A 21,520-nucleotide genomic window follows, 5' to 3' on the forward strand; every position below is an offset into this window, starting at 1 on the left:
CGTTTGAGGACGCGGTCTCGCTTGGTCGGGGGAGGGAATGAAACGGGGTTCCCCGCCGGGTGTCCGCGTGAGGCTCTCGGAAGCGAACGAGTATTGGGGGGCGCGGTGAGTTCGGGTGGGGAACGAATACGTCGTCCGTCGGCTGGTGAGATGCGCGTGGGGGTGGCTGAGTTCATCCGGAGGGTGACGGTGCGGAACCGGTTGCCTCTGGACTACTCGGTGGCGAGCCTGCGTGTGGTGGATCGCATCACCGATGGGCTGCGCCGCGCCGGGCCGGAGCAGGGGAGCGTGGCACGCGAGCTGTTCTGGCTCGGGGCGTACGCGGGTGAGGTGTTCGTACGGCGGGCCGGTGCCGAGTGGGTGGACTTCGACAGGGGGCAGCGGGAGCTGTTCGGGCAGTTGGTGGGCGTTCGGATGCCCGACGGGCGGGTGTGGAATCCGATCGGAAAGGTGGCCAAACGGTTTGCGGCCGGGCCGGAGGAATCCGTGCGGCAGATGTACTTCCTGCTGCACGGCCGCGTACGGATGAAGGCTCCACGATGAGTTGACCTTCGGGGCTGCGGTGGGCGGTGAAGCGAAAGTTCCGGGTGATGTGACGTTTCTGTGCGCCGTAGCGCTGTGAGGAGGGGGAAGAACGCTGGACGATCGAAGAGGCATGTGTGGGTAGGGGCGGGGATCAACGTCGTACGCATGCGTCCGACGCGGAGCTGGGGAGTGCCGTGTCGCTTGCTCAGCAGGGGGACGAGGACGCTTTCTCGACGGCGTATCGGCTCGTGCATCCAGGGCTCCTCGGATACCTGCGCGGGCTGGTCGGGGACGACGCGGAGGATGTCGCCTCGGATGCCTGGTTGGAGATCGCCCGGGACCTGAGGCGCTTTCGGGGCGACGGCGCGGGATTTCGTGGCTGGACAGCGACCATCGCGCGACATCGGGCGCTGGACCACCTTCGTAAGCAGAAGCGAAGACCCCAGACGTCGCTCATCGAGGTGGATGTCCTGGAGCTGCCGGGGCGGGCGGACACGGTGGACTCGGCGCTGGAGTCGATGTCGACGCAGTGGGCGCTGGGACAGATCGTCGGGTTGCCGCCGGACCAGGCGGAGGCGGTGCTGTTGCGGGTGGTGGTGGGGCTGGACGGACCCGCCACGGCACGGGTGTTGGGCAAGCGGGCGGGCGCGGTACGGACGGCCGCCTATCGGGGGTTGAAGCGGCTGGCCGAGCAGTTGACCTCGGGAAACCGGGCGGAGAGTACGGCGCCCGCGGCGTCGGGCACGCTGAGGGATGAGACATGAGACGCAGGGTGGAAGCGACGGATGCGGCGCTCGTCACGCCCGAGATCGAGGCGCTCGCGGATGCCGTTCGGGGCGACGTCGAGCCGGAGGGCGTCGGGCGGGCGCTTACGGCATTCCGGGTGGCCGGCCGCGCGGCCGAAGGCGTCGCACCGCGGCGTGGCCGAAGGCGCGACGACTGGCGCCCGGCCCGGCGCCGGTTCGCCGCGCTTGTCTCGTGGAGGGCGGCGCTCGGGGCGGCCCTCGCCACCGTCGCGCTCGGCGGGCTGGCGCTGGCGGCCGTTCCCGGTGTGCTCGCGGATCCGCCCCGGCCGGCCGACGCCCCGGTCGGGAGTCTTACGCCTCGGCCCGGCGGGGACGCCCCGCGTACCCCTGGCGGTACACCCGAGGCGACGCGCCGGAACACCTCGTCACCGGCGGCCTCGGCCTCGGCCTCGGCGCACGATCCGGTACCTCGGAGTCATGCGGCGCTGTGCCACGCGTGGAGCAGGGGCAATGGCAAGCACCGGGGTACGGCGTTCCAGCAACTGGCCGACGCCGCGGGCGGAGAGGGCGCCGTGGACGCCTACTGCGCCACGTTGTCCGGTACGGAAGAGGACGTTCCTCCGGCGCCCAAGAAGCCGGGCAGGACGGATGCGCCGGGGCAGTTGAAGAGTCCCCCGGCGGCCTCCCCCTCGCGAGGCAGGAGTTCGGAGAACGCCCAGGGCACCGGCAAACAGGCGTCGTAGTCTGCCTCAAGGGACTGCAACTGCGTGCCGAGCCCGACTTGGAGCCCGCCCTGGACCTGTTCCGCCGGAGCTACGCCGCAGCCCAGAGCGATCAGTCCGAGCCTCCGGCCGCAGCTGCGAGGCGGCGCCAGGATGACCGCGCCGCCCACCAGTGCTTCCTCCTCGTCATATTTGCTGTGGTCACGCGGCTTCGAGATGCTTGGTGATCAGTGACCGAAGTTGTTCGGAGTCCTGCGGGTCACCCAGACCGCGTTTGGGGAGGATCAGCACTCCGGTTCCCCAGATGTCCGGGGTGAGCAGCACGAATACCCGTCGGCCCTCGACGCCGCGCCCGTAGAACCCCCAGTTGGTCTGATTCGTATGCCGCTCGGAAACGGTACTGATCCCGTCCTCGTCGATTGTTACGCGGTGTTCGCCCAATTGCCGGGCGTAGGCGAGCAGTGCGAGAGCTGTCAGCCAGCGGACGACTATGAAGATGAGGCAGACAGTCAGAAGGAACTTCCACACCGGCCAACCCATGGCATCAACACCCCTGGTCAACAGGTTGGCCGTGCTCAGCAGGCTGAGCAGTGCGACCAGTACCCACAGGACGCGGAAGAGCCAGCGCCCGACCGGGCTGTGGCGCATCTGAATCTTCAGCCCGTCAGATATCTCGCGCCATGTCACTACATAGGTCAGTCTCACAGAGCCGTCGACAGTCATACGTCGTCCCTCTCGCATCGGTGTCAGGTGGTTCCCGGCCCGATCGGGTGCGGACCCGCGCGTTGACGCGCGAGCCGGCTTTCGTTCGGTGCGCCTTCGAGGGGCGAATGCGTCTGGTGGGAACTGGGCGGTTATACACCATCAGATTTGACGCGGTCGAGCGGGCGGACATAGCGGGTGAATCGTGGCGAGTGCCCGGTTCTTCGCACTGTCGGACGGTCGCGTCGAGGCCGAACTGATCGCGGTACCCACCGCGTACCGGGACGGGAAGGACAAGACCTGGAAGCCGATCGACGTCTCCGTGCGGGAGACTTCGCAGAAGGGCTTCGACTACGCCAACACCGCCAACCTCGGCCGGACCTACCTCGGTTCCCACGCCGGGCGAGTTGGTGCGGATCGAGGGTGAGGGCGGAGAGTCCGTCACTCTCGGCCTGCTCCCCGCAACACCTCTAGGCGGCAAGGCCCTCAAGCCCACGAAGCGGGGCGCCAAGGTCACCTACCTGGACGCCGTCGAGGGCGCGGACCTCGAATACGTCGTCGAACCGGGCCAGGTCAAGAAGAACATCGTCCTGGTCGAACGCCCCGACGGACCGGTGAACCGGCAGTACCCGGTCGTGATCGACCCGACGATCACCGTCACCCCGGACGCGGCCGGTTCGAAGGACACCATGGTTCTCTCGGACCAGCCGACCACCAACTTCAACACCACCTGGAAGCTGTCGGCGGGCAAGACCGACCTGGGTCTCGCCCGTTCCCTGGTGCAGTTCCCGCTGACGGAGATCCCGGCAGGAGTCAAGGTCGACTCGGCCCGCCTGGGCATGTACTTCGACCAGTCGCACACCACCAACGCCGCCGACGTGACCATCGGCGCCTACCGGGCCACCGGCACCCTGGACCGAGGCCGGTGCCAACTGGTCCAACACCAGTGCTCTGGGCGGTGAGTTGCCCGGTACGGGCCTACCAACGGTCATCCTCGGGCCTTCCTGCTGAGCCGGTTGGCAACGACGACACCCGGCACGGAGAGGTGGTGGTTTCACCCGAACCCTCCCGGGTTGCCGTCGGTGCGCCTATTCTGTTGTCTCGCCAAGGGAGCACAATCCGGGGGGATTATGTCCGACGCGTTCAGGTCCAAGCCCGCGCTCAAGCGCTGTGCGGTATGCCACCAGTTGGTGGGCAGGAAGAAGCTGGTCCTCGTCACAGGGGGAAGGCCGGCGCACCGTGCTTGTGTGCCGGCCACGGACCGCTCGCCGAACCGATCGGCGGCTCTGCCCGGCCTCACCCGGGCGCCGCAAGACATCAGTCGCGCCGAACTCCTCAAGAGGATCGAGGCGTCGCGGAAGCGCGACGCCAAGAAGAAGCCGGGGGCTGTGAAGGCGCGGCCCGCCGACCGCCCCGAGCCGCCGAAAGCGCCACACCGCAGCAATCGACCGGTGGTGCCCCCACCCCAGCCGTACTACGGCGTGGAGATGAAGTTCATCGACGGCCGGTGGGTACAGATGCACCCCGACTCCGAATAGTGGCTGCCATCTCGGCCCGGTCCGAGGCGCGTCCGGCACGTCCGCGCTGCGGGCGAGTTGGGCTTGCTGTGGCTTTTCTGACCTATGGTCCCGCTGGACCATTGGTGTGGCAGCCGTGGCAAGGAAGCCGGCGAGCAGTGTCCCTGGCAACGGGGGGAGACTCGTTGCTCGCCGACATTGCATCCCTCCTTTTCTTGTTCTTGATGGGCGGGTCGTGTCGGTATTCGGCAGGTGCTCGAAATCCGGGATGGTGTAGCGGAATTCCTGGGCGGCGTCGGAGGATCGCGGACTTGGTGGACGGGGCTGGTTCGGGGTGTCTTCGGGTGGGGCGTCGGTGCTGATGACTGCCGTGGTACGGGAGTGCCATCCGATGGTGATGGCTCGGCGCGAGTTCGCTGTTACTGGGTGAGGGCCGGCGTTCGGCGGTGTTCGTGCCGCTGGATGCCCATGGGGATTGCGGTCGAGCGTGATCGATCCCCGGATCCAGGACCTCGGTGCTGAGCAACGGTTTCCTGTTCCGAGGCGGCTCGGCTCTCGCCAAGCTCCCTGTGCGACCGGGTTCCGCTGGAAACCAGGAGTGGCTGAGCGGCGCCAGCAAGAAGTTTCTGCTGGCGCCGAGGGGCGGAGTCGTGACGCTGGCGGCTGTGGTCCTTGCCCGCTGCCCTTACGGCCCCACGCCCTCGCCGATGCATTCACAGGCACGGGGCATGGACACTCGTTTGACGTTTGGACCGCGAGATCTGTTCTTGATGCGGCGAATCCGGCCTGGACTGGGACTCTTCGTCCTTGCGCTCTGCGGCATCTTTCGATGACGCACCACGTGGAGTGAGTGGCGATCCTTGAGCCAGTGGGAGAGGGCTTCCGATCTGAGTGACGCCGGGCACGGCGACATAGTGCGATCGCCCGTGGATCATGTCGCTCTGTGGCACGGATCTCTCAACTTGCTGGCCAGCCCCGGCCCGACCGATCTGATGATGCGGCTCACGGATCCCGCCGCCTGTGAGCGGGTGGGACGCGTGATCGAGCGAGCGCGCAAAGACGGGGCGGCGTGGAACCCTCGGTCGTCCGGGCCTTCGGCGAGTGGAAGTGAGAAGCAGGGTGAAAAGAGGCTGTATTTGAATGTCCCCTTCGCGGAGAAGGACGAGGCGAAGCGATTGCTGGGTGCCCGTTGGGACAAGGACCGGCGCAAGTGGTACGTGGACGCCGAGCGGGTCGATCGTGAACAGGCGGCGCGGTGGCTGCCGCCTTCATTCTGACGAGTTGTCGGGCGTTGGCCAGGGTACGGTCTCCGACAGGCTTTAACGGCAGGTCAATTGGACTGTCGGCCGTATTTCCGGAGCATCGCGTCGTCGCGACACACTGGGCCAGCGCGAAGGCCGCCAACTGCTCGGAGAGGCCGGGAGAACCGCTTGGGTGCCGCGGTTCCTCTGCGGCGAGTGGAACCGGATGATCCTCGGCCGGACCGTGACGTCGGGCGCCGACTACTTCAAGGCCGTAGGCGGGCCGGAGCCGCCGCCGTGGGCCGCCCCCACCAGGCCGAGAGACCATCGGTTGTGGCAGTTCGCTCGGCCCGCAGGTGCTGTGGGCCGAGTTGACCAAGTGAAACCCCCTTATTGGGGCGTGCCGGCGCATCCGCCCCGCAGGTTGGCGACCGTCTGCACGTCGTTGTCTTGGACGACGCACGAACACCTCCACGTCTCAGCGCACTTCAGCACGATATCGAGATCGCATGATTTCTGCGGGAATGTGAGTCTCGTGACAGTCGACTCGAGGAACATGACGAGCTGAGGGAGGTGGCGCGTGGAAGGTTCGGAGGCACCACGTGGAGTGCGTGGCGATTCTGGAGCCGGTGAAGCAGGACGCCTGAGCTGCAGGTTCGGGTCATGTGCGGTGTGGGCGTTACGGGCGATATCGTGACGCTGAGATGACGCTCTCTGTAGCGTTTCGTCAGCTCGTTCTGATGGGTCGTCAGAACTTCGCTCCGCTGGTCGGACCGTCTGTCGTCTGCGCTGGCGTGGCAGGGGTGCCATGACGATCGTGGTGCCAAGCAGTCTTGCTGCGCCATGTACGTAGCGTCCAGTGCGTTCTTCGTCTGCTGGGTGGTACAGCGCAAGTGGCTCGCTGACCTGCGAATATGGTAGCTGTGGGGATCTTGCCGGGACTGCTGGCCCGGGAATGGTCCGGATCTTTGGCCCGGCCTACGCCGGGGCGGCGAATAGATTGGTGTGCGGGGCCGACGGAACCGGGTAACGTCTTTGGCATGTTCTTCCAGACGCTGATTTACGAGTGAGAGCGCGATGGGACCCTGCTGACGTCCTTCGACGTCGCCGCCCGTCCCCCCACCCGTGAATCCGTAGATCACTCCAAATCATTACCCGGGAGAACCCGTGACCGTGAGCAAGAACATCAACAACCCCGTAGGCATGGGTGGCGGCCAGCGCAAGAGGCTGTCCCGCGCCGAACGGCAGAACAACGGACCGCACCGCAACCTCGACCGCCAGGGCGCGGCCGACCAGAAGGCGGAGCTGGTGCGCAAGATGCGCGAGAAGGCAGGCGCAGCTGAGGGCGCCGCGCAGGCGGGCGACGACACTGCCCAGAGCTGACGCACCGCCGCAGCAGGGCGGCAACGCACGGGGCAGGGCCCGGACCGCGCCGCGCGGTCCGGGCCCTGCTGCCGTACCAGCGAATGGGACGTGCTGGTGTGATCATGTGAATCCACTCGCCGGGCGACGGCAGGATCCGCCGTCACGGCACCACTGCCTTGGTACGCCCCTGACGGGCGGGCAACCCTCGTTGCCGTACTACTGGCGCGGTTGACCGGTCCTCGGCGAAGCCGGCCACGGCGAGACAGCCGTCGGCCCGACGGCCGACCCTCTCCATCTGCCGCCACGACCAGCCGCCGAGGTAGACGGGCGGTCCCCGTGCCGGGCCGGCGTCCACCAGGCGTGCAGGAGGTCGAGCGTCTCGTCGAGACGGCGACCCCGCGACTGCCGGAAAGTACCGACCGCTGTGTACTCGTCACGTATCCACGACGTCCCGAACCCCCACGTGCGAACACCACGGGGCTGTGGAGAGGTACAGGCGCTCGGCGTTCCACGGTCTGGCGAGCAGGCCGCCGTCGGTGGCGACGAGCGAGAACGTCCGGTCGTCGGAGAACCCGAAGTTGTACAGGCGGGCGTTGGAGCCGTTGAGCAGGCGCAGCCGTACGAGCTCGGTCGTCACATCGACGTACGGACCGATCGTGCCGTTGACGAGCACCTCCTCGCCTATCACGCCCAGCGAGCCGCCCAGCGGCACCCGCGTCTCGAACTGGTTGTCCCCGTCGAACGCACGGTCCTGAACGATCATCGGGATGTCGTCGACGCCGTACTCGGACGGCAGCTTCGACGCCTCGGTGCCCTCGTCGTCGATGATGAACAGCCCCGCGAGGCCCCGGTACATGTGGTCGGCGGTCGAACCGTGTACGTGCGGGTGGTACCAGAGTGTCGCGGCGGGCTGGTCGATCGTCCACCGCGGTCGCCAGGTCTCTCCGGCCGGGACGACCTGGTGCGGTCCGCCGTCCATGGCGGCGGGCAGGTGCATCCCGTGCCAGTGGAGCGAGGTCTCCTGATCCAGGCCGTTGCCCACGGCGAACTCGACCCGCTCGCCGCGCCGCGCGCGGATCGTCGGACCGAGGTACGTACCGTTCACGCCCCAGGTACGGGTGGCCGACCCGCCCTTGAACCGGGTCCTGTCCGACCGGATGCCGAGCGTGAAGACCCGGGCACCCGAAGTGTTGATCTTGGACTCCGCCAGCGGCGGGATCGACAGGGCCTTGTCGAAGGCGACCTTGCCGACCGTGTCCTGCTTCCCGGCGGCGTAGTAGACACCGTAACCACCGCCGGCGAGGAGGACCGGGCCCCCGATGCCGAATCCGAGGGCCTTCAGCGCTGTGCGTCGTTTCATGGGGACACCGTCCCGCGCCGGAGGGCCCCTTCGCGTCGGCGTGAATTACGTAGACCCGGTGCTCCGCCGACACGCACTCGAACGCCGACCGATGATCAACGACGGGAATGGCGTGACGCTCGCCGTGGGCGGAGTCGGCGTGCCACGGGCCCCCGGCGGCAGTGAGGCCGGCTCGGGCTCATGTCCAGCGCAGTCGGTTGCCGGTCGAATTGCGGGCCAGGAACAGCGTGAGGTACGTCTGGCCCGCCATGGCGCCGATGCGGTGCTCCCGCCCGTAGTAGGTGTTCTCGCCCGCGGCGCCGTAGGTTCGGCCGTCGGTGAAGCGGGACATGAGGGAGAGCTGTGCGTTGTTGTGCAGCCGCTCCCATTCGGCGGCGGGCGGGGAGATGTCCCGGTCCTGCCCGGTGAGGGAGACCAGAAGGTCGAAGTTGCCGAAGTAGAAGGGGAAGTGCGTACCCCAGTCGTTGCCCTCGGGGTAGTAGATCTCCGCCGAGTTCGCGCGGTAGATCGGGCTGGTGCCTCCGCCGGGCAGCGGGAAGGGTTTGTTCACCAGCGCGGCGTACGTCCGATCGATGTTGTGCAGCGCGGCCCGCGGCGCCGCCCGGTTCGCCAGGCCGAAGACGAAGCCCTGGTAGAGGCTCTGGTCGAAGGCCACCATGTACAGCGGGTGCAGCCGTGCGTGGTTCTCCAGTGTTCCGTCGTCAGCGATGTTCGTCCCCCGCAGCCAGGAGGACAGCCGGATGCCGTTGATGGTCTCGCCGCCGGTGAGGTCGGCCGGTTTGGCTGCCGCGGCCAGCAGGAGTTCGATGTTGCGGCGCGTCCAGCGGGCGGTGTTGGGGTGGCTGGGCATCATCGAGGCGGCCAGGGAGAGTGCGGCGGCGCTCCAGTTGTCCTCTTCCGCCTTGCTGTCCCCGGGGGTGACGACGGTGCCGTCGCGGCGGGTCATGTACAGCTGATCACCGTCGGCGCCGATGAGGTGGACATCGCCACCGGTGGTGAGCCGGTCCGCTTCCCACACCAGCATGGCGACGAGATGGCCGCGCTCGGTGCTGTCCAGCCGGTCCCAGAAGAGCCAGCCTGCCAGCGCCGTGTAGTACGCCCACAGTGCGGTCTGCCATCCACCGCCCCAACGGGTCCCGGAGTTGGTGTTGTTGGCCCGGTGCCGGGCGGCGAGGGTCCGGATCAGGTTGTGGGTTCGGATCGTGGCGTTCGCGGCCGAAAGGGCCCGGGGGTCGTACGTGTCCGTGACCAAGGCCGTGGTGGCGGCGACCGCGGCCATGGCGGGCAGCCGGACAGCCCGCTCGTCGGTTCCCTTCAGGTCGATGTAGCCGTCGGGAAGGTAGCGGGTGTAGTTGGCGGCGTACCAGGGCCCGATCAGGTAACGGGCACTCCCGGCAAGGACGGCTGTCACGCGGGTTCCGGCGGCGTCCGCCCCTGAGTAGGAGCCCAGGGACAGCCAGTTGACGGGTACGACGTTGTCGGCGTCCGCTGCCAGGGCGATGCCCGTCGACCCGGCCCCGAATGCTCCGGTGAGTCCGATCGCGCCTGTCGCTCCGAGGAAGCGACGTCGGGAGAGTGCGGGCGGGTCGAACTTGGGCGGACTCCTCCTCGCGAGGGGCATCGGTCAGCAAGAGGCGTGGCCGGCGGCAGTGCGTCGACGGTTCGCGGCGGCGGTCGTGACAAGCCCGGCGGCGCTTGCGACAAGTCCGGAGACGCTCGCGACGAGCCCGGGGACGGTTCTCATTCGAAGAACTTGAGGCTGTACCCGACGGTGCTGGTGGCGCCGGGGACGTTGGCCCGGCGGTACGTGGTGTTGCCCCACCAGACGGCGGTGCCCGTGTACCAGTAGCGGTTGGCCCACGAGTACGGCGTGCCCTTGGCGACCGCGTGGAACATGGTCGGGAACCGGTTGCCCGACGGCGGGCCGGCCGCGACGTCGCCGCGCGGCAGGACGAACGTGTGGTGGCCGGGGCCGTCGACATTCAGCGTGGGGTCCCAGCCCGACATCATGGTGGAGGCGTGCGAGCCGAAGAGGCAGCCGTTGCTCTTGTACCAGTCCCATACGTACGTCGGATCGCCACCGGCCCTCAGCCGCAGATCGGCGATGCAGTACTGGTTGCTCCAACTGCCGTTCGCGGAGTACACGATGTGCAACTGCCCGCTGGGGTCGACGATCGGCTGCGGCGCCTCGTTGATGTACGGGTTGCCCACGACCCGTTCCCACGGCTCGCGCGGCTGCGAGATGACGTAGCGGCCGCCGGTGGCCGTGGTGGGACCGCTCATCCGGGCGACGTACAGGTTCTGCTCGACGTTGGTGTCGCCGGACCAGCCGGACCACACGAACCAGCGCTGGCCGCCGAAGGTGAACGGCACCCCGTCGATGGCCCACTTGTCGTCCGGCAGGGCGACCTTGGTGGCGCCGGAGTAGCCGGTGTCCGGGCCGGCCGAGCTGATGTGGTACATCCGGTGGGCCGCACCGGTGCCGGCGGCGAAGTAGATGCGGTACTGACCGTCGTGGTGCACGATCTCCGGGGCCCAGACCTCGCCGAGGTTGCCGGTGTCCCGCCACACCTGGTGCTTGGGAGCGGTGGCCACCTCCTCCAGGGTGGACGCGGACCGCACCGCGATGCCGCCGTCCACGGACTTGGCGGAGACGTAGAGGTCGCCGACCTTGATGACGCTGGGGTCGGCGCCGCCGACGAGGGGGCGGCCCAGTGTGGACGGTCGGTCGTCCGTCACCGAGGTGGCGGCTTCCGCGGGTCCGGCGGCGGTCACTTGCCCGAGGACGAGTGTGCCGACGAGTCCGAGGGAAACGAGAGCGGCGAGCCATCGCGCAGGGGACATCAGGTTCCTCCTGATCATGTCCACGACAGAGAGCGCTCTCAACTAATCACCATGAGACGAGCGGCCGTCAAGAGGGCGCGCGGTCCGGACTCCTCCGGCGACAGCGGTACGACTTCAACCTGGACCCGCCCGACCGCACCCGGGTGCGGCGGCACGTGATCAGCCGCTTCTGCACCCGGGGCGGCTTGGAGACGTACCGGCCGATGGTGCGGCGGCACGCGGACCGGCTCCTCGACGCGATCGCCAACGGCGTGTGCCCCCCGATGCTGGGTGCGGCCTGGGACCCGGCGCACTGCCGCGACCCCGCCGAGTTCAACATCCACCGCCGCACGGACGGCACCGCGACTTTCGGTGCCGGCCCTCACTCCTGCCCGGGCGCCTCGCTCTCCCGGATTTTCCTCCAGGCCGCCTACCAGGCCCTCTTCACCCGATTCCCCAGCCTGCCGATTGCCGTCTCCGAGGACGGCAATCCCTGGGGAACGCGGCCTGTTCTTCACCGAACCAGCGACGCTCTCCGCGGCCTGGGACCCCGGTTCCCCCTGACCGGGACAACCGCCGGGCCTTACGGGGCGACCGGGGCTCTCGTGCCCGTCACTCGGTGATCTCGATCGCGGCGGCCGGGCAGGAGGCCACGGCTTCGCGGACATTGTCGTGGTGCTCGGGCGCGGGGGATTCGGTGAGCAGGATGACGAGACCGTCGTTGTCGTCCTCGTCGAACACTCCCGGCGCGATCGCCCCGCACTGGCCCGCACCGCAGCACACCGCCCTGTCCACCGCTACCTTCATCGCCATCTCCCGCTTTCTCGCTCAGTGACCTGGATTCAGGCCCGGGGTGTGACCAACCCGCTGTACCAGCAGCCTATTTGGCCTCGGTGCCCGATGTCTGAGCGATCACGTTATCGATGAAGGCGGGCGAGTCCGATCACATCGGCCCGGCGATCCCGTGTCACGGTCGCCGACCGCCGACCGCCGACCGCGCGCCACGCACGGCCTGTATGCCCCGCTCGCTGAACCGCTCCCCGCATTCCGTTCCGTCGCCGCGCCGAAGCGGCACTGTCACCTGGTACGGGGCGATTCACCGCTGTCGTCGTCGTCCGACCCCGGTACGTGCACGTCCAGGACGTCGATGTTGACCTCGACGACGTCGAGTCCGGTCATGCTCCCGACCGTGTCGGAGACGCCCGACCGGATGTCGTCGGTGGTCCGGGTGATCGGATACCCGTACTCCACCACCACGCTCAGGTCGACGGCGGCCTCCTTCTCGCCGACCTCCACCCGTACACCGCGCGAGACATCGTCGGAACGGCCCATCTTGTCCCTGGCGGCTCCCAGCGTCCGTGAAATACCGCCGCCCATCGCGTACACCCCGGAGGCGTCACGGGTCGCGATACCGGCTATGGAGGCGACCACCGAGTCCGCGATCGTCGTCTTTCCCTTGACGTCGCCGTGGTGATGGTGGTGGTGGCCGTTCGACTTCGCTGTTGATGTCGCTTCGTTCACTGTCATGACCGACCCCATCTTTCTGAAGAGAGAGCTACCGCGGAGACCCCTTCGCTGTTCTCCGGGAGAAGAAGCGGAGGAGAGATGTCACAGTCGGGAGATGTTTTTCTCGGGCGGCTGCGCCCCTTACCCACTGTGCTCCGCGCATGGGCGTAATGCCATTCGGGTGAAGCTTCTCCGAAAGCGCGAAAGCGCGAAAGCGCGGATGCGTACGCGTGAGCGCATATCGCTCTGCGGCTCTGCGGCTCTGCGAATCAAGGGGTCGCCGCCGCCGAGATCCGGGGAGAATCAGCGCTTGTACGCGTCGCGGCGCCGTGCCGTCCTGTCGTCCCGGCCGCTCTTCGCCGCCGGAGCGCCGCGCCCTCCCGAACGGCTGTCCGCCACGGATTTCCGGGGACGCCTGCGTGCTTTCGCGGCCTTACCCGTCCGGTCCGATGCCGCGCCGTCGTCCGACGTCGCGGCCTCGCCTGCTTCGTCGACTTCGCGGGCCCCCTTCCGTCCCGCGCTCCCGGCAGCGTCCCCCACATCACGCCCGGCACCGGCGACCGTCTCGCCGACCCGCTCACCGGCATCCTGACCAACACCTTCGACGGCATCGCCGGCCCCCTTCCCCACGGCCTCGGCGCTCTTCCCGGCGCCTTCGCCGACTTCTTCCACAGCCTCACCGGCGCCTTCGCCGACGTCCTCGACGGCTTCCCCGGCACCGTGCCCGACATCCTCCACAGCGGCCCCGGCGCCCCGGCCCACGCTCTCCGCGGCGTCTCCCGTGCCCCGGCCGATCTCCTTGACGGCGCCCCCGGCGCCCGTACCGACCTCCTCGACCGCCTCCCCAAGGCCACTGGTCAGCTGCTCCAGGATCTCCGGGTGGTTGTCGATCGTCGTCAATACGCGGTTGACAATGGTCGCGACATTATGGAGGCGGACCTTCAGCTGTGCCCGCGCCTCAACACCCTTGATATCGAGTTCCACCGAACCGAGCGTGACGTCCGCTCCGACATTCAGCTTGAGGAGATCGAGTACTTCCGCCTGGAGGGACACATGGGCCCGCAGATCCTTCACATCCAGCTGAATCTCATCGATATTGAGCACCGGAACATCCAGATACACATCCGGTGGCCCTTGGTCGACCACGTCGCCCTCGGCGTATTCGTCCGATTCCGCGGAGACGACTTCCGCGTCCTGCGCGTCCTGCGCATCTTCTGCGTCTTCTGAGTCTTCTGCTTCGAATTTCTCGTCGTCGTAGTCTTCCTGGCCGTTGTCGCTCTCGCGCATACGACACATCCTCACTGGGCGTGGCCCCGCACTCTCAAGTGTCATGCGGCGTCTCCGTCGCCGCAATCGTCCCTCGGCCGCGGGCGGGCTCCGCGAGAAGTCCGGCACCTGGCGTATGCCGGGCGCGGCCCGCGTCGGCGTGCGCTTTGATGCCTGAAGGAAGCCGCCGCGCCTCGCGTCGAGGCGACCGGCCACCGGGCCGTCCAGGGAGCGCCGAGATGACCGATGAAGAGTCCGGCACCACCCACTGGCTGTTCGGAGACCAGCTCGGCCCCCATTTCATCGATCCGGCACGGGGCGGCCCCCACCGGGACGCGCCGCTGCTGATGATCGAGTCCAGGAGTGTCTTCCGGCGGCGGCGGTTCCACCGTGCCAAGGCGCACCTGGTCCTTTCGGCGATGCGCCACCGGGCCGCCGAACTCGGTGAGCGGGTGCGGTACGTCAAGGCGGACACCTACCGTCAGGGGCTGCGCGAGGCGGTGGGGGACGCCAGGGTGACGGTGCACCACCCCACGTCCCACAAGGCCCGCGCCTTCGTGGACGCGTTGCCCTCGGTGCGTGTTCTGCCGGCGCGCGGCTTCCTCGTGACGCACGAGGAGTTCAGGGTCTGGGCGGACGGCCGTGGGGCGAAGCGCCTTCGCCAGGAGGACTTCTACCGGTGGGTCCGCCAGACGCACGACCTGCTGATGGAGGGGGACCGACCCGCCGGCGGCCGGTGGAACCTGGACCACGACAACCGGCGGCCCCCGCCTCACGGCGCCGCCGACCTGGGCGTTCCGAAGCCCTATCGGCCCCGTGAGAGCGACATCGACGCGGAGGTCCGGTCCGACCTCGACCGCTGGTCGCGCGACGGCGACGTGGAGTTCGTCGGCGAGGACGCACCACGCGGGTTTCCTGCCACCCGCCGGGAGGCGCTTGCCGCACTTCGCCGCTTCACGGAGCACCGGCTGGCCACGTTCGGCACGTACGAGGACGCGGTTCTCTCCGGGGACGCGACGATGAGCCACAGCCTGCTCTCCACATCGCTCAACCTGGGCCTGCTGGACCCCGCCGAATGCGTCGAGCGGGCGGAGGAACGCTGGCGGTCGGGCGACGTACCGCTCAACAGCGCCGAGGGTTTCGTGCGGCAGATCGCCGGGTGGCGTGAGTTCGTCTGGCACGTCTACTGGTACTTCGAGGAGCGGTACCGCGCGAGCAACGCTCTGGGCCACCACAAGCCACTGCCCGACTATTTCACCCGGCTCTCCCCGGACGGCACCGAGGCGAACTGCCTTTCCCACACCCTGAGACAGGTCGGCCAGACGGGGTGGACCCACCACATTCCCCGCCTGATGATCCTGGGCAGTTTCGCCCTGCAACGCGGTTGGCAGCCCGAGGCGGTCACCGACTGGTTCCACCGCAGCTTCGTCGACGGCTACGACTGGGTCATGGTCCCCAACGTGGTGGGGATGTCGCAGTACGCCGACGGGGGCCGCATGACCACCAAGCCGTACACGTCCGGAGGCGCCTACATCGACCGGATGAGCGACCTCTGCGGCCCGTGCCGGTACAAGCCGTCCGTACGGGTCGGCGAGGACGCCTGCCCCTTCACCGCCGGATACTGGAATCTCCTGCACCGCCACCGTGACCGGTTCGAACGCAACGCGCGGATGACGCGGGCGGTGCGGGGACTTGACCGGCTCAGTGACCTCGATGCGCTGCTCGAACAGGAGCGCGAACGCCGGGACTGAGACGCGCCCTACGCCGCACGTCCGCGCCTTCGCGGGCGTTGGCCGGCGCGACGGCCCGCCCGACGCCCGAGTCGCCGCCCGTGACCAGCGACTCGCGGTCCGTGAGTGGCCGTACCCGCTCCGGCATCCGACAGGCGGCGGGTTTCCCGAACGGCTGCGACAGTGAGAAGTAAGCGGCCGAGCTCGCCAAAAACCTGGTGGCCGGCCCACCCCGGGGGGCGTGGACCAGGGCTGGAGGGCCGATGGCCGTACGACATCGATTGATCGAACGGTCCGTGGCGGACGTCTGGGCGGTGCTCGCCGACGGTTCGCGCTACGGCGACTGGGTGGTCGGAACGTCCGAGTCGCGGCCCGGGGAGGGGGCGTGGCCGGAGGTCGGATCGAGCATCACGTACACGATCCGGCTGGGGCGGTGGTCGGCCTCGGGCAGCACGACCGTCCGGCGGTGCGAGGAGCCCGGTGTGCTGGAAATGGAGGCCGACAGCGGCCGGCTCGGCACCGCGCGGATCGCCGTCGAGGTCCGGCCCTGGGGCGAGTACGCGCTGGTCATCATCGACGAACACCCGCTGCGCGGACCGGGCGGGCTGCTGCACAACACGGCCGTGGACGCGCTGATCCAGCTCCGTCACCGCAGCATGCTCGCCCGTCTGGCGGAAGTGGTGGAGAACGCCCCGGCCCACACGCGCGCGGGGGTCTGAACCGACCGCGCGGGCGTGTGCCCGTGCGGTCGCCCCGGCACAGCCGTGAAACGGGCCCGACGAGAACACCAGGAGGCTGCCATGCCGGACGCGGTGGTGATCGGCGCGGGACCCAACGGTCTCGTCGCGGCGAATCTGCTCGCCGACGCCGGGTGGAGCGTGGAGGTCCTTGAGGCGCAACCGGAGCCGGGCGGGGCCGTCCGCAGCGACCGGGGCGTCCATCCCGACTACGTGAGCGACCTCTTCAGCTCCTTCTACCCGCTCGCCGCCGCCTCCCCGATCCTCGCGGACCTTGAGCTCCAGCAGGAAGGACTCGGCTGGGAGCACGCGCCGCGTGTCCTGGCGCATCCGCTCCCCGACGGCCGGTGCGCGGTCCTCGCACGCGGGGCGGCGGACACGGCCGCGAACCTGGACACGTTCGCGGCGGGCGACGGGGCGGCCTGGCTCGACCTCTGCGCCACCTGGAACCGGCTGGGCCCCGACATCCTCCGCGCCCTCTTCACCCCCTTCCCGCCGGTACGCGCCGGGGTCCGCCTCGCCGCCCGGCTCCGGGGCGCCGGCGGGCTGCGACAGGCCCGGCGCCTGGTGCTTCCGGTCCGGCGCCTGGGGGAGGAGGAGTTCCGCGGCGAGGGCGGCAGGCTGCTGCTCGCGGGCAACGCGCTGCACGCGGACCTCGGCCCCGAGGCGGCGGGCAGCGGGGGCTACGGCTGGCTGATGTCCATGCTCGGGCAGACCTACGGTTTTCCGGTGCCCGTCGGCGGCGCCGGCGCGCTCACCCAGGCCCTGGTGCGGCGGCTGGCGCGGCGCGGCGGGGAGGTCAGGTGCGGAGAGCGGGTGACGGAGGTCGTCGTACGCGGCGGCCGGGCCGTCGGCGTACGCACGGCCGGGGGCGAGAGCGTACCGGCGTCCCGCGCCGTGCTCGCCGACGTGTCGGCACCGGCCTTGTACGGCGATCTGGTCGACGCGGCGCACCTGCCCGGCCGGGTGCTGGACGATCTGCGCCGGTTCCAGTGGGACTTCGCGACCTTCAAGGTCGACTGGGCGCTGAGCGGACCGGTGCCCTGGACGGCGCCGGAGGCCGCGACGGCGGGCACGGTCCATCTGGCCGACGGTGTCGACGGACTCACCCGCTTCGCCGCGCAGCTCGCCACGGGACAGGTGCCGGACCGCCCGTTCCTCCTCTTCGGGCAGATGACCACGGCTGATGCCTCGCGCTCCCCGGCCGGTACCGAGTCGGCCTGGGCCTATACGCACGTCCCCCACCGCATCAAGGCGGACGCGGGGGAGGGCGGCCTGACCGGGGCGTGGGACCGGCGCGAGCGGGAAGCCATGGCCGACCGTATGGAGAACGAGGTGGAACGCCGGGCGCCGGGCTTCCGCTCCCGCATCAGGGCCCGCCGCCTCCTCGCGCCACCCACCCTTCAGGCGATGGACGCCAACCTGCGCGACGGCGCCATCAACGGCGGCACGGCGGCCATGCACCAGCAGCTGGTGTTCCGCCCGACGCCCGGCGCCGGGCGGCCGGAGACCCCGGTCGAGGGCCTGTACCTCGCCTCGGCGTCCGCCCACCCCGGCGGCGGTGTGCACGGCGCCCCGGGCGCCAACGCCGCCCGCGCCGCACTGCGCGGCCGGACCGACCGCCGCCTCCGCGTGCCCGGCCCCCCATGGGTCGTACGGGCCGGACAGGACGCACCGGGAAAGCCGCGCCCGGCAGGCGGGCCCCAGGCCGACCCGGACGCGTGACCCGCGACGGACGAGGGCCCCGCGCAACCGCAGAGTGACGAGGTGAGTCGATGCTCGGTCGGATCAGTACGTACGAACAGGGCGGCCTGGTGATGCTGCCGCGCGGCGTCTACGGGCCGCAGGGGGACACGCTGCTGCTGAGAGAGGCGCTGGAGCGGGAGTCGGTCGGTCCCGGAACGGCGGTTCTGGACGTCGGGACGGGTTCGGGCTTCCTCGCTCTGGCCGCGGCGCGGCGGGGCGCGCGGGTGACCGCCGTGGACCGTACCCGCCGTGCCGTTCTCGCCACCCGTCTGAACGCGGCGCTCGCCGGGCTGCGGGTCGAGGCCGTCCGGGGTGATCTCCTGGCCCCCGCTGTCGGCAGGCGGTTCCAGCTCATCCTCAGCAATCCGCCGTACGTACCCGCGCCGGACGCCGGCCCGCCCCTCCGGGGCCCGGCCAGGGCGTGGGACGCGGGGCACGACGGACGCCTGGTCGTCGACCGGCTGTGCGACGGGGCGGCGGGCCTGCTCCGGCCCGGTGGGGCACTGCTCCTCGTTCACTCGGCGCTGTGCGGGGTACCCGCGACCCTGGAGCGGCTGGGGCGCGCGGGTCTGCCGGCCGGGGTGACGGATCGCCGCTCGGTGCCCTTCGGCCCCGTCCTGGCCTCGCGGAGGAAGTGGCTGCTGGAGCGCGGTCTGATCGCGCCCGGCGACGACAAGGAAGAACTGGTGATCATCCGTGCCGAACGCGCCGAGTGACAGGCCCTGCCGCATCACCCCGACACGGGAGGGGCCGTTCCTGGTCGAGGGGCCGGTCGAGGTGACTCTGGACGACGGGAGCACGGTGCGTTCGGACCGGTTCACCGTGGCCCTGTGCGCCTGCCGGCGAAGCCGGACGTATCCCTGGTGCGACACCAGCCACCGTCGCAGGGCCACGGGCTCCGGGACGGCCGGGACCGGTCCGGGCCGCGCGCACGATACGGGTGACGCCACAGACGTCGGCGACGCCGGTGAGGAGGCCCACGGGTGAAGCCGGCGGAGCCGACCGGTCCGAGGCGGAGCGAGCCCGTCCCGCCCGCGGGCCGCGGCGAACTCAGCGACGGGGTCCTCCGCGCGCTGCGCGGGCGCCCCGAACGGGAGAGCGCCCTGCCGTCGGACGGCGTGGCCGACCGGACCGATCCGTACGGCGAGGATCTGCATCTGGCGCTCTACCTCTGTTACGAACTGCACTACCGCGGGTTCCGGGGCGTCGACCCCGCCTGGGAGTGGCACCCGGCGCTGCTGGGGCTGCGGGCGGCTCTGGAACGCCGCTTCCTCGACGCGCTCCGCAGAGACACCGAAGACCGCCCGCACGGAGCCGACGAGGCGTTCGACGGGATTCTCGTCGAGCCGGTCCACGGCACGGGGCTTTCCCATTTCCTCCGGGACGAGGGGGAGTTGTGGCAGCTGCGCGAGTACGCCGCCCAGCGTTCGCTCTATCACCTCAAGGAGGCAGATCCGCACGCCTGGGTGATCCCGCGGCTGCGGGGCAGGGCCAAGGCTGCGATGGTCGCGGTGGAGTTCGACGAGTACGGCGGGGGCCGGGCCGACCGGATGCACTCGCGGCTCTTCGCCGAGCTGATGGCGGACCTCGGTCTGGACACGACGTACGGCCGGTACGTGGGCGCCGCGACGGCCGAGACGCTGGCGAGCGTCAACCTGATGTCGATGTTCGGACTGCACCGCGCCCTGCGCGGCGCCCTGGTCGGGCACTTCGCCGCCGTCGAGGTCACCTCCTCGCCCGCCTCCCGCCGGCTGGCCGGGGCGATGCGGCGGGCGGACGCGGGGGCGGCGGCGGTGCACTTCTACGCCGAGCACGTGGAGGCCGACGCCGTCCACGAACAGGTGGTGCGCCGCGATGTCGTCGGCGGGCTCCTGGAGGACGAGCCGTGGCTGGAGGCGGACGTGGCCTTCGGCGTCGCGGCCACCGATCTGCTCGACGCCCTCGTCGGCGAGCGAACGCTCGCGGCCTGGCGCGATGGCCGCTCCAGCCTGCGTACACCGCTCTGACGGCTCGCGTACACCGCTCCGAGCCCCCCGGGGGGGGAAAGGCGCCGCGCCGAGGGAGGTGGGCACGTTCGCCCGGGCGCGTACGGGTACTCGGGAGCCATGGACGACATGAAACCCGCGGCCCTCGGCGCGGGTGCCTCCGGCGGCATCGGCCGGTACGCGAACCCGGCACTGGGCACCGTGGCGCCGGACAAGGAACGGATCGCGGAGCGGGCCCTGCCATGCCTCGCGGACCGCGTCTACCAGTCCGGGCGACACCGTTCCGGCGCTGGACGTATCGTTCCGCATCGGCTCGTCGTCCGCGCGAGCAGCGGTCGAGACGCGGGTTGTACGGGTGCGGGGCGCTGTTGATCTCTCGCGGTGGGATGTGCCAGCGTGAACTACGCGGCAATTGACGACCAGTTGGGAGCTCCATGCGTGCTGAGGACTTGGTTCCCCTGGGCCGGACCGGTCTGACGGTCAGCCGGCTCGGTCTCGGGCTGGCCTCCATCGGGGGACTCTTCCGGTCCGTGCCCCAGGAACAGGCTCTGGCGACGGTCCGCCGCGCTCTGGAGCTCGGCGTGCGGCTGTTCGACACCGCGCCCGTCTACGGGTACGGGCTCTCCGAAACCCGTACCGGCGCGGCCCTGCGCGACGAACCGCGCGACACGTACGTGCTGTGCACCAAGGTGGGGCGGCTCATCGAGCCGGGTGGACCGGACACCCAGCCGATCTGGGCCGATCCGCCCCCGGGCCTCGGAGCGCGCCTGGACTACTCCCGCAAGGGCGTGGTCCGTTCGCTGAAGGAGAGTCTGGAGCGTCTGGGCCTGGACAGTGTGGACGTACTCCACATCCACGATCCCGAACAGGACTTCCTCCGCGCCGTCGGCGACGCCTACCACGCACTGGACGATCTGCGTCGCGCCGGTGTCGTCCGAGCCGTGTCGATCGGTGTGAACCACGCCGACGTCGCCGCGCGTTTTCTGCGTGAGGCCCCCGCCCCCGGCATCGACTGCGTGATGCTGGCCGGGCGATGGACGCTTCTTGACCAGTCGGGCCTCGACGAGCTGCTGCCCCTGTGCCAAGAGCGCGGCGTGGCGGTCCTGGCCGCGGGTGTCCTCCAGGGCGGACTGCTCGCCGAGCCCGAGCCCGAGGCCGGGCCCGGCGCGCCGCACGGACAGGAGAACCTCGCGCCGGCGTTGGCGGCCCGGCTGCGAACCATCCGTGAGGTGTGCGCACGCCACGGCGTCCCTCCGAGGGCGGCCGCGCTGCAATTCCCCTTCGGACACCCCGCCGTGACCGCCGTCGTCGTAGGAGCCCGCTCACCGGAAGAGATCGACGAGTCGGCCACCCTGCTCGCGCGCCCGCTCCCCGACCAGCTGTGGTCGGACCTGAGAGACGCGCGCGTGATTCCGCCTCCCTGGCAGCCGGCCGGCCCGTGACCACCTGACGCCCGCACAGCAGTCCCGCTCCCGTGCTTCGCTTCACTCCGCGGAGTGGAGTTGGCCCCGCATGGCGGTACTTCGGCCCCGCCATGCCTCGGTGTCAT

At 69.9% G+C, this 21,520-nt stretch carries 21 protein-coding genes and 1 pseudogene; 15 read left to right on the forward strand and 7 right to left on the reverse strand.

Annotated elements, in window-relative coordinates; all coding sequences use genetic code 11:
* The first annotated feature begins 237 nt into the window (after positions 1-237).
* The 3 genes from P3L51_RS05630 (at position 238) to P3L51_RS05640 (ending at position 2,014) form a co-directional block, all read left to right on the forward strand.
* Positions 238-543: a hypothetical protein gene (locus P3L51_RS05630; RefSeq protein ID WP_354603925.1), complete on the forward strand. Its 306-nt coding sequence runs from the start codon at positions 238-240 to the stop codon at positions 541-543.
* A 116-nt stretch (positions 544-659) separates the two neighbouring features.
* Entirely contained in the window at positions 660-1,289 is a 630-nt protein-coding gene (locus P3L51_RS05635) for an RNA polymerase sigma factor (RefSeq protein WP_354603926.1), read from the forward strand.
* Positions 1,286-2,014 carry a hypothetical protein gene (locus P3L51_RS05640; protein WP_354603927.1) on the forward strand — a complete coding sequence of 243 codons (729 nt, stop codon included), beginning with the start codon at positions 1,286-1,288 and terminating at the stop codon, positions 2,012-2,014. The genes P3L51_RS05635 and P3L51_RS05640 overlap by 4 nt, the downstream gene beginning before the upstream one ends.
* A 180-nt stretch (positions 2,015-2,194) precedes the next feature.
* On the opposite strand, the gene P3L51_RS05645 is transcribed toward P3L51_RS05640, so the two are convergent.
* Positions 2,195-2,716, reverse strand: coding sequence for a YcxB family protein (locus P3L51_RS05645; protein WP_354603928.1), 522 nt, complete (start codon positions 2,714-2,716; stop codon positions 2,195-2,197).
* Between the two features lie 184 nt (positions 2,717-2,900).
* On the opposite strand from P3L51_RS05645, the gene P3L51_RS05650 reads away from it, so the two are divergent.
* The 5 genes from P3L51_RS05650 (at position 2,901) to P3L51_RS05670 (ending at position 6,836) form a co-directional block, all read left to right on the forward strand.
* Positions 2,901-3,122 carry a hypothetical protein gene (locus tag P3L51_RS05650; RefSeq protein WP_354603929.1) on the forward strand — a complete coding sequence of 74 codons (222 nt, stop codon included), beginning with the start codon at positions 2,901-2,903 and terminating at the stop codon, positions 3,120-3,122.
* Positions 3,106-3,657: a DNRLRE domain-containing protein gene (locus P3L51_RS05655; protein ID WP_354603930.1), complete on the forward strand. Its 552-nt coding sequence runs from the start codon at positions 3,106-3,108 to the stop codon at positions 3,655-3,657. The genes P3L51_RS05650 and P3L51_RS05655 overlap by 17 nt, the downstream gene beginning before the upstream one ends.
* 285 nt (positions 3,658-3,942) lie before the next feature.
* Positions 3,943-4,233 (forward strand): hypothetical protein, encoded by a 291-nt coding sequence (locus P3L51_RS05660; protein ID WP_354603931.1) that lies wholly within the window; start codon positions 3,943-3,945, stop codon positions 4,231-4,233.
* A 941-nt stretch (positions 4,234-5,174) separates the two neighbouring features.
* Positions 5,175-5,489, forward strand: coding sequence for a DUF5710 domain-containing protein (locus P3L51_RS05665; RefSeq protein ID WP_354603932.1), 315 nt, complete (start codon positions 5,175-5,177; stop codon positions 5,487-5,489).
* Positions 5,490-6,620: 1,131 nt separating this feature from the next.
* Complete coding sequence (locus P3L51_RS05670) at positions 6,621-6,836, forward strand: DUF6243 family protein (protein ID WP_354603933.1); 216 nt, start codon at positions 6,621-6,623, stop codon at positions 6,834-6,836.
* Between the two features lie 415 nt (positions 6,837-7,251).
* Here the strand turns inward: P3L51_RS05670 and P3L51_RS05675 are convergent, their stop codons facing one another.
* The 6 genes from P3L51_RS05675 to P3L51_RS05700 form a co-directional block, all read right to left on the reverse strand.
* Entirely contained in the window at positions 7,252-8,178 is a 927-nt protein-coding gene (locus P3L51_RS05675) for a multicopper oxidase family protein (RefSeq protein WP_354603934.1), read from the reverse strand.
* Positions 8,179-8,356: 178 nt separating this feature from the next.
* Positions 8,357-9,799, reverse strand: a complete 1,443-nt coding sequence (locus P3L51_RS05680; RefSeq protein WP_354603935.1) for a hypothetical protein — start codon at positions 9,797-9,799, stop codon at positions 8,357-8,359.
* 119 nt (positions 9,800-9,918) lie between these two features.
* On the reverse strand, positions 9,919-11,022 hold the full coding sequence (locus P3L51_RS05685; RefSeq protein WP_354603936.1) for a glycoside hydrolase family 43 protein: 1,104 nt from the start codon (positions 11,020-11,022) through the stop codon (positions 9,919-9,921).
* 591 nt (positions 11,023-11,613) lie between these two features.
* Positions 11,614-11,814, reverse strand: coding sequence for a ferredoxin (locus tag P3L51_RS05690; RefSeq protein WP_435594383.1), 201 nt, complete (start codon positions 11,812-11,814; stop codon positions 11,614-11,616).
* A 264-nt stretch (positions 11,815-12,078) separates the two neighbouring features.
* A complete protein-coding gene (locus P3L51_RS05695; RefSeq protein ID WP_354603937.1) occupies positions 12,079-12,528 on the reverse strand; it encodes an Asp23/Gls24 family envelope stress response protein in 450 nt (149 codons plus the stop codon).
* Positions 12,529-12,810: 282 nt separating this feature from the next.
* Positions 12,811-13,794, reverse strand: coding sequence for a TrbL/VirB6 family protein (locus P3L51_RS05700; protein WP_354603938.1), 984 nt, complete (start codon positions 13,792-13,794; stop codon positions 12,811-12,813).
* A gap of 218 nt (positions 13,795-14,012) precedes the next feature.
* Here P3L51_RS05700 and P3L51_RS05705 point away from each other — a divergent pair, with 218 nt between their 5' ends.
* The 7 genes and pseudogenes from P3L51_RS05705 (at position 14,013) to P3L51_RS05735 (ending at position 21,413) form a co-directional block, all read left to right on the forward strand.
* Positions 14,013-15,524, forward strand: coding sequence for a cryptochrome/photolyase family protein (locus P3L51_RS05705; RefSeq protein WP_354603939.1), 1,512 nt, complete (start codon positions 14,013-14,015; stop codon positions 15,522-15,524).
* A 242-nt stretch (positions 15,525-15,766) separates the two neighbouring features.
* Positions 15,767-16,222: an SRPBCC family protein gene (locus P3L51_RS05710; RefSeq protein WP_354603940.1), complete on the forward strand. Its 456-nt coding sequence runs from the start codon at positions 15,767-15,769 to the stop codon at positions 16,220-16,222.
* Between the two features lie 81 nt (positions 16,223-16,303).
* Entirely contained in the window at positions 16,304-17,965 is a 1,662-nt protein-coding gene (locus tag P3L51_RS05715) for a phytoene desaturase family protein (protein ID WP_354603941.1), read from the forward strand.
* Between the two features lie 50 nt (positions 17,966-18,015).
* The gene (locus P3L51_RS05720) at positions 18,016-18,702 is read left to right on the forward strand and encodes a HemK2/MTQ2 family protein methyltransferase (RefSeq protein ID WP_354603942.1); all 687 of its coding nucleotides are present in this window, start codon (positions 18,016-18,018) and stop codon (positions 18,700-18,702) included.
* Positions 18,683-18,874, forward strand: a pseudogene (locus P3L51_RS05725) (CDGSH iron-sulfur domain-containing protein); the annotation flags it as partial. The gene P3L51_RS05720 and the pseudogene P3L51_RS05725, both read left to right, overlap by 20 nt.
* 95 nt (positions 18,875-18,969) lie before the next feature.
* Entirely contained in the window at positions 18,970-19,992 is a 1,023-nt protein-coding gene (locus tag P3L51_RS05730) for an iron-containing redox enzyme family protein (protein ID WP_354603944.1), read from the forward strand.
* A gap of 413 nt (positions 19,993-20,405) precedes the next feature.
* Complete coding sequence (locus P3L51_RS05735; protein WP_354603945.1) at positions 20,406-21,413, forward strand: aldo/keto reductase; 1,008 nt, start codon at positions 20,406-20,408, stop codon at positions 21,411-21,413.
* The last annotated feature ends 107 nt before the right edge of the window (positions 21,414-21,520 follow it).

Origin of the sequence: Streptomyces panacea, assembly GCF_040560175.1 — a bacterium.
GTDB classification, from domain to species: domain Bacteria; phylum Actinomycetota; class Actinomycetes; order Streptomycetales; family Streptomycetaceae; genus Streptomyces; species Streptomyces panacea.

Excerpts from the sequence above, each read along its gene's own strand:
- P3L51_RS05640 (WP_354603927.1), top strand. The coding sequence starts at position 1,286 with ATGAGACGCAGGGTGGAAGCGACGGATGCGGCGCTCGTCACGCCCGAG.
- P3L51_RS05645 (WP_354603928.1), bottom strand. The coding sequence starts at position 2,716 with ATGACTGTCGACGGCTCTGTGAGACTGACCTATGTAGTGACATGGCGC.
- P3L51_RS05675 (WP_354603934.1), bottom strand. The coding sequence starts at position 8,178 with ATGAAACGACGCACAGCGCTGAAGGCCCTCGGATTCGGCATCGGGGGC.
- P3L51_RS05680 (WP_354603935.1), bottom strand. The coding sequence starts at position 9,799 with ATGCCCCTCGCGAGGAGGAGTCCGCCCAAGTTCGACCCGCCCGCACTC.
- P3L51_RS05685 (WP_354603936.1), bottom strand. The coding sequence starts at position 11,022 with ATGTCCCCTGCGCGATGGCTCGCCGCTCTCGTTTCCCTCGGACTCGTC.
- P3L51_RS05690 (WP_435594383.1), bottom strand. The coding sequence starts at position 11,814 with ATGGCGATGAAGGTAGCGGTGGACAGGGCGGTGTGCTGCGGTGCGGGC.
- P3L51_RS05695 (WP_354603937.1), bottom strand. The coding sequence starts at position 12,528 with ATGACAGTGAACGAAGCGACATCAACAGCGAAGTCGAACGGCCACCAC.
- P3L51_RS05700 (WP_354603938.1), bottom strand. The coding sequence starts at position 13,794 with ATGCGCGAGAGCGACAACGGCCAGGAAGACTACGACGACGAGAAATTC.
- P3L51_RS05705 (WP_354603939.1), top strand. The coding sequence starts at position 14,013 with ATGACCGATGAAGAGTCCGGCACCACCCACTGGCTGTTCGGAGACCAG.
- P3L51_RS05710 (WP_354603940.1), top strand. The coding sequence starts at position 15,767 with ATGGCCGTACGACATCGATTGATCGAACGGTCCGTGGCGGACGTCTGG.
- P3L51_RS05715 (WP_354603941.1), top strand. The coding sequence starts at position 16,304 with ATGCCGGACGCGGTGGTGATCGGCGCGGGACCCAACGGTCTCGTCGCG.
- P3L51_RS05720 (WP_354603942.1), top strand. The coding sequence starts at position 18,016 with ATGCTCGGTCGGATCAGTACGTACGAACAGGGCGGCCTGGTGATGCTG.
- P3L51_RS05735 (WP_354603945.1), top strand. The coding sequence starts at position 20,406 with ATGCGTGCTGAGGACTTGGTTCCCCTGGGCCGGACCGGTCTGACGGTC.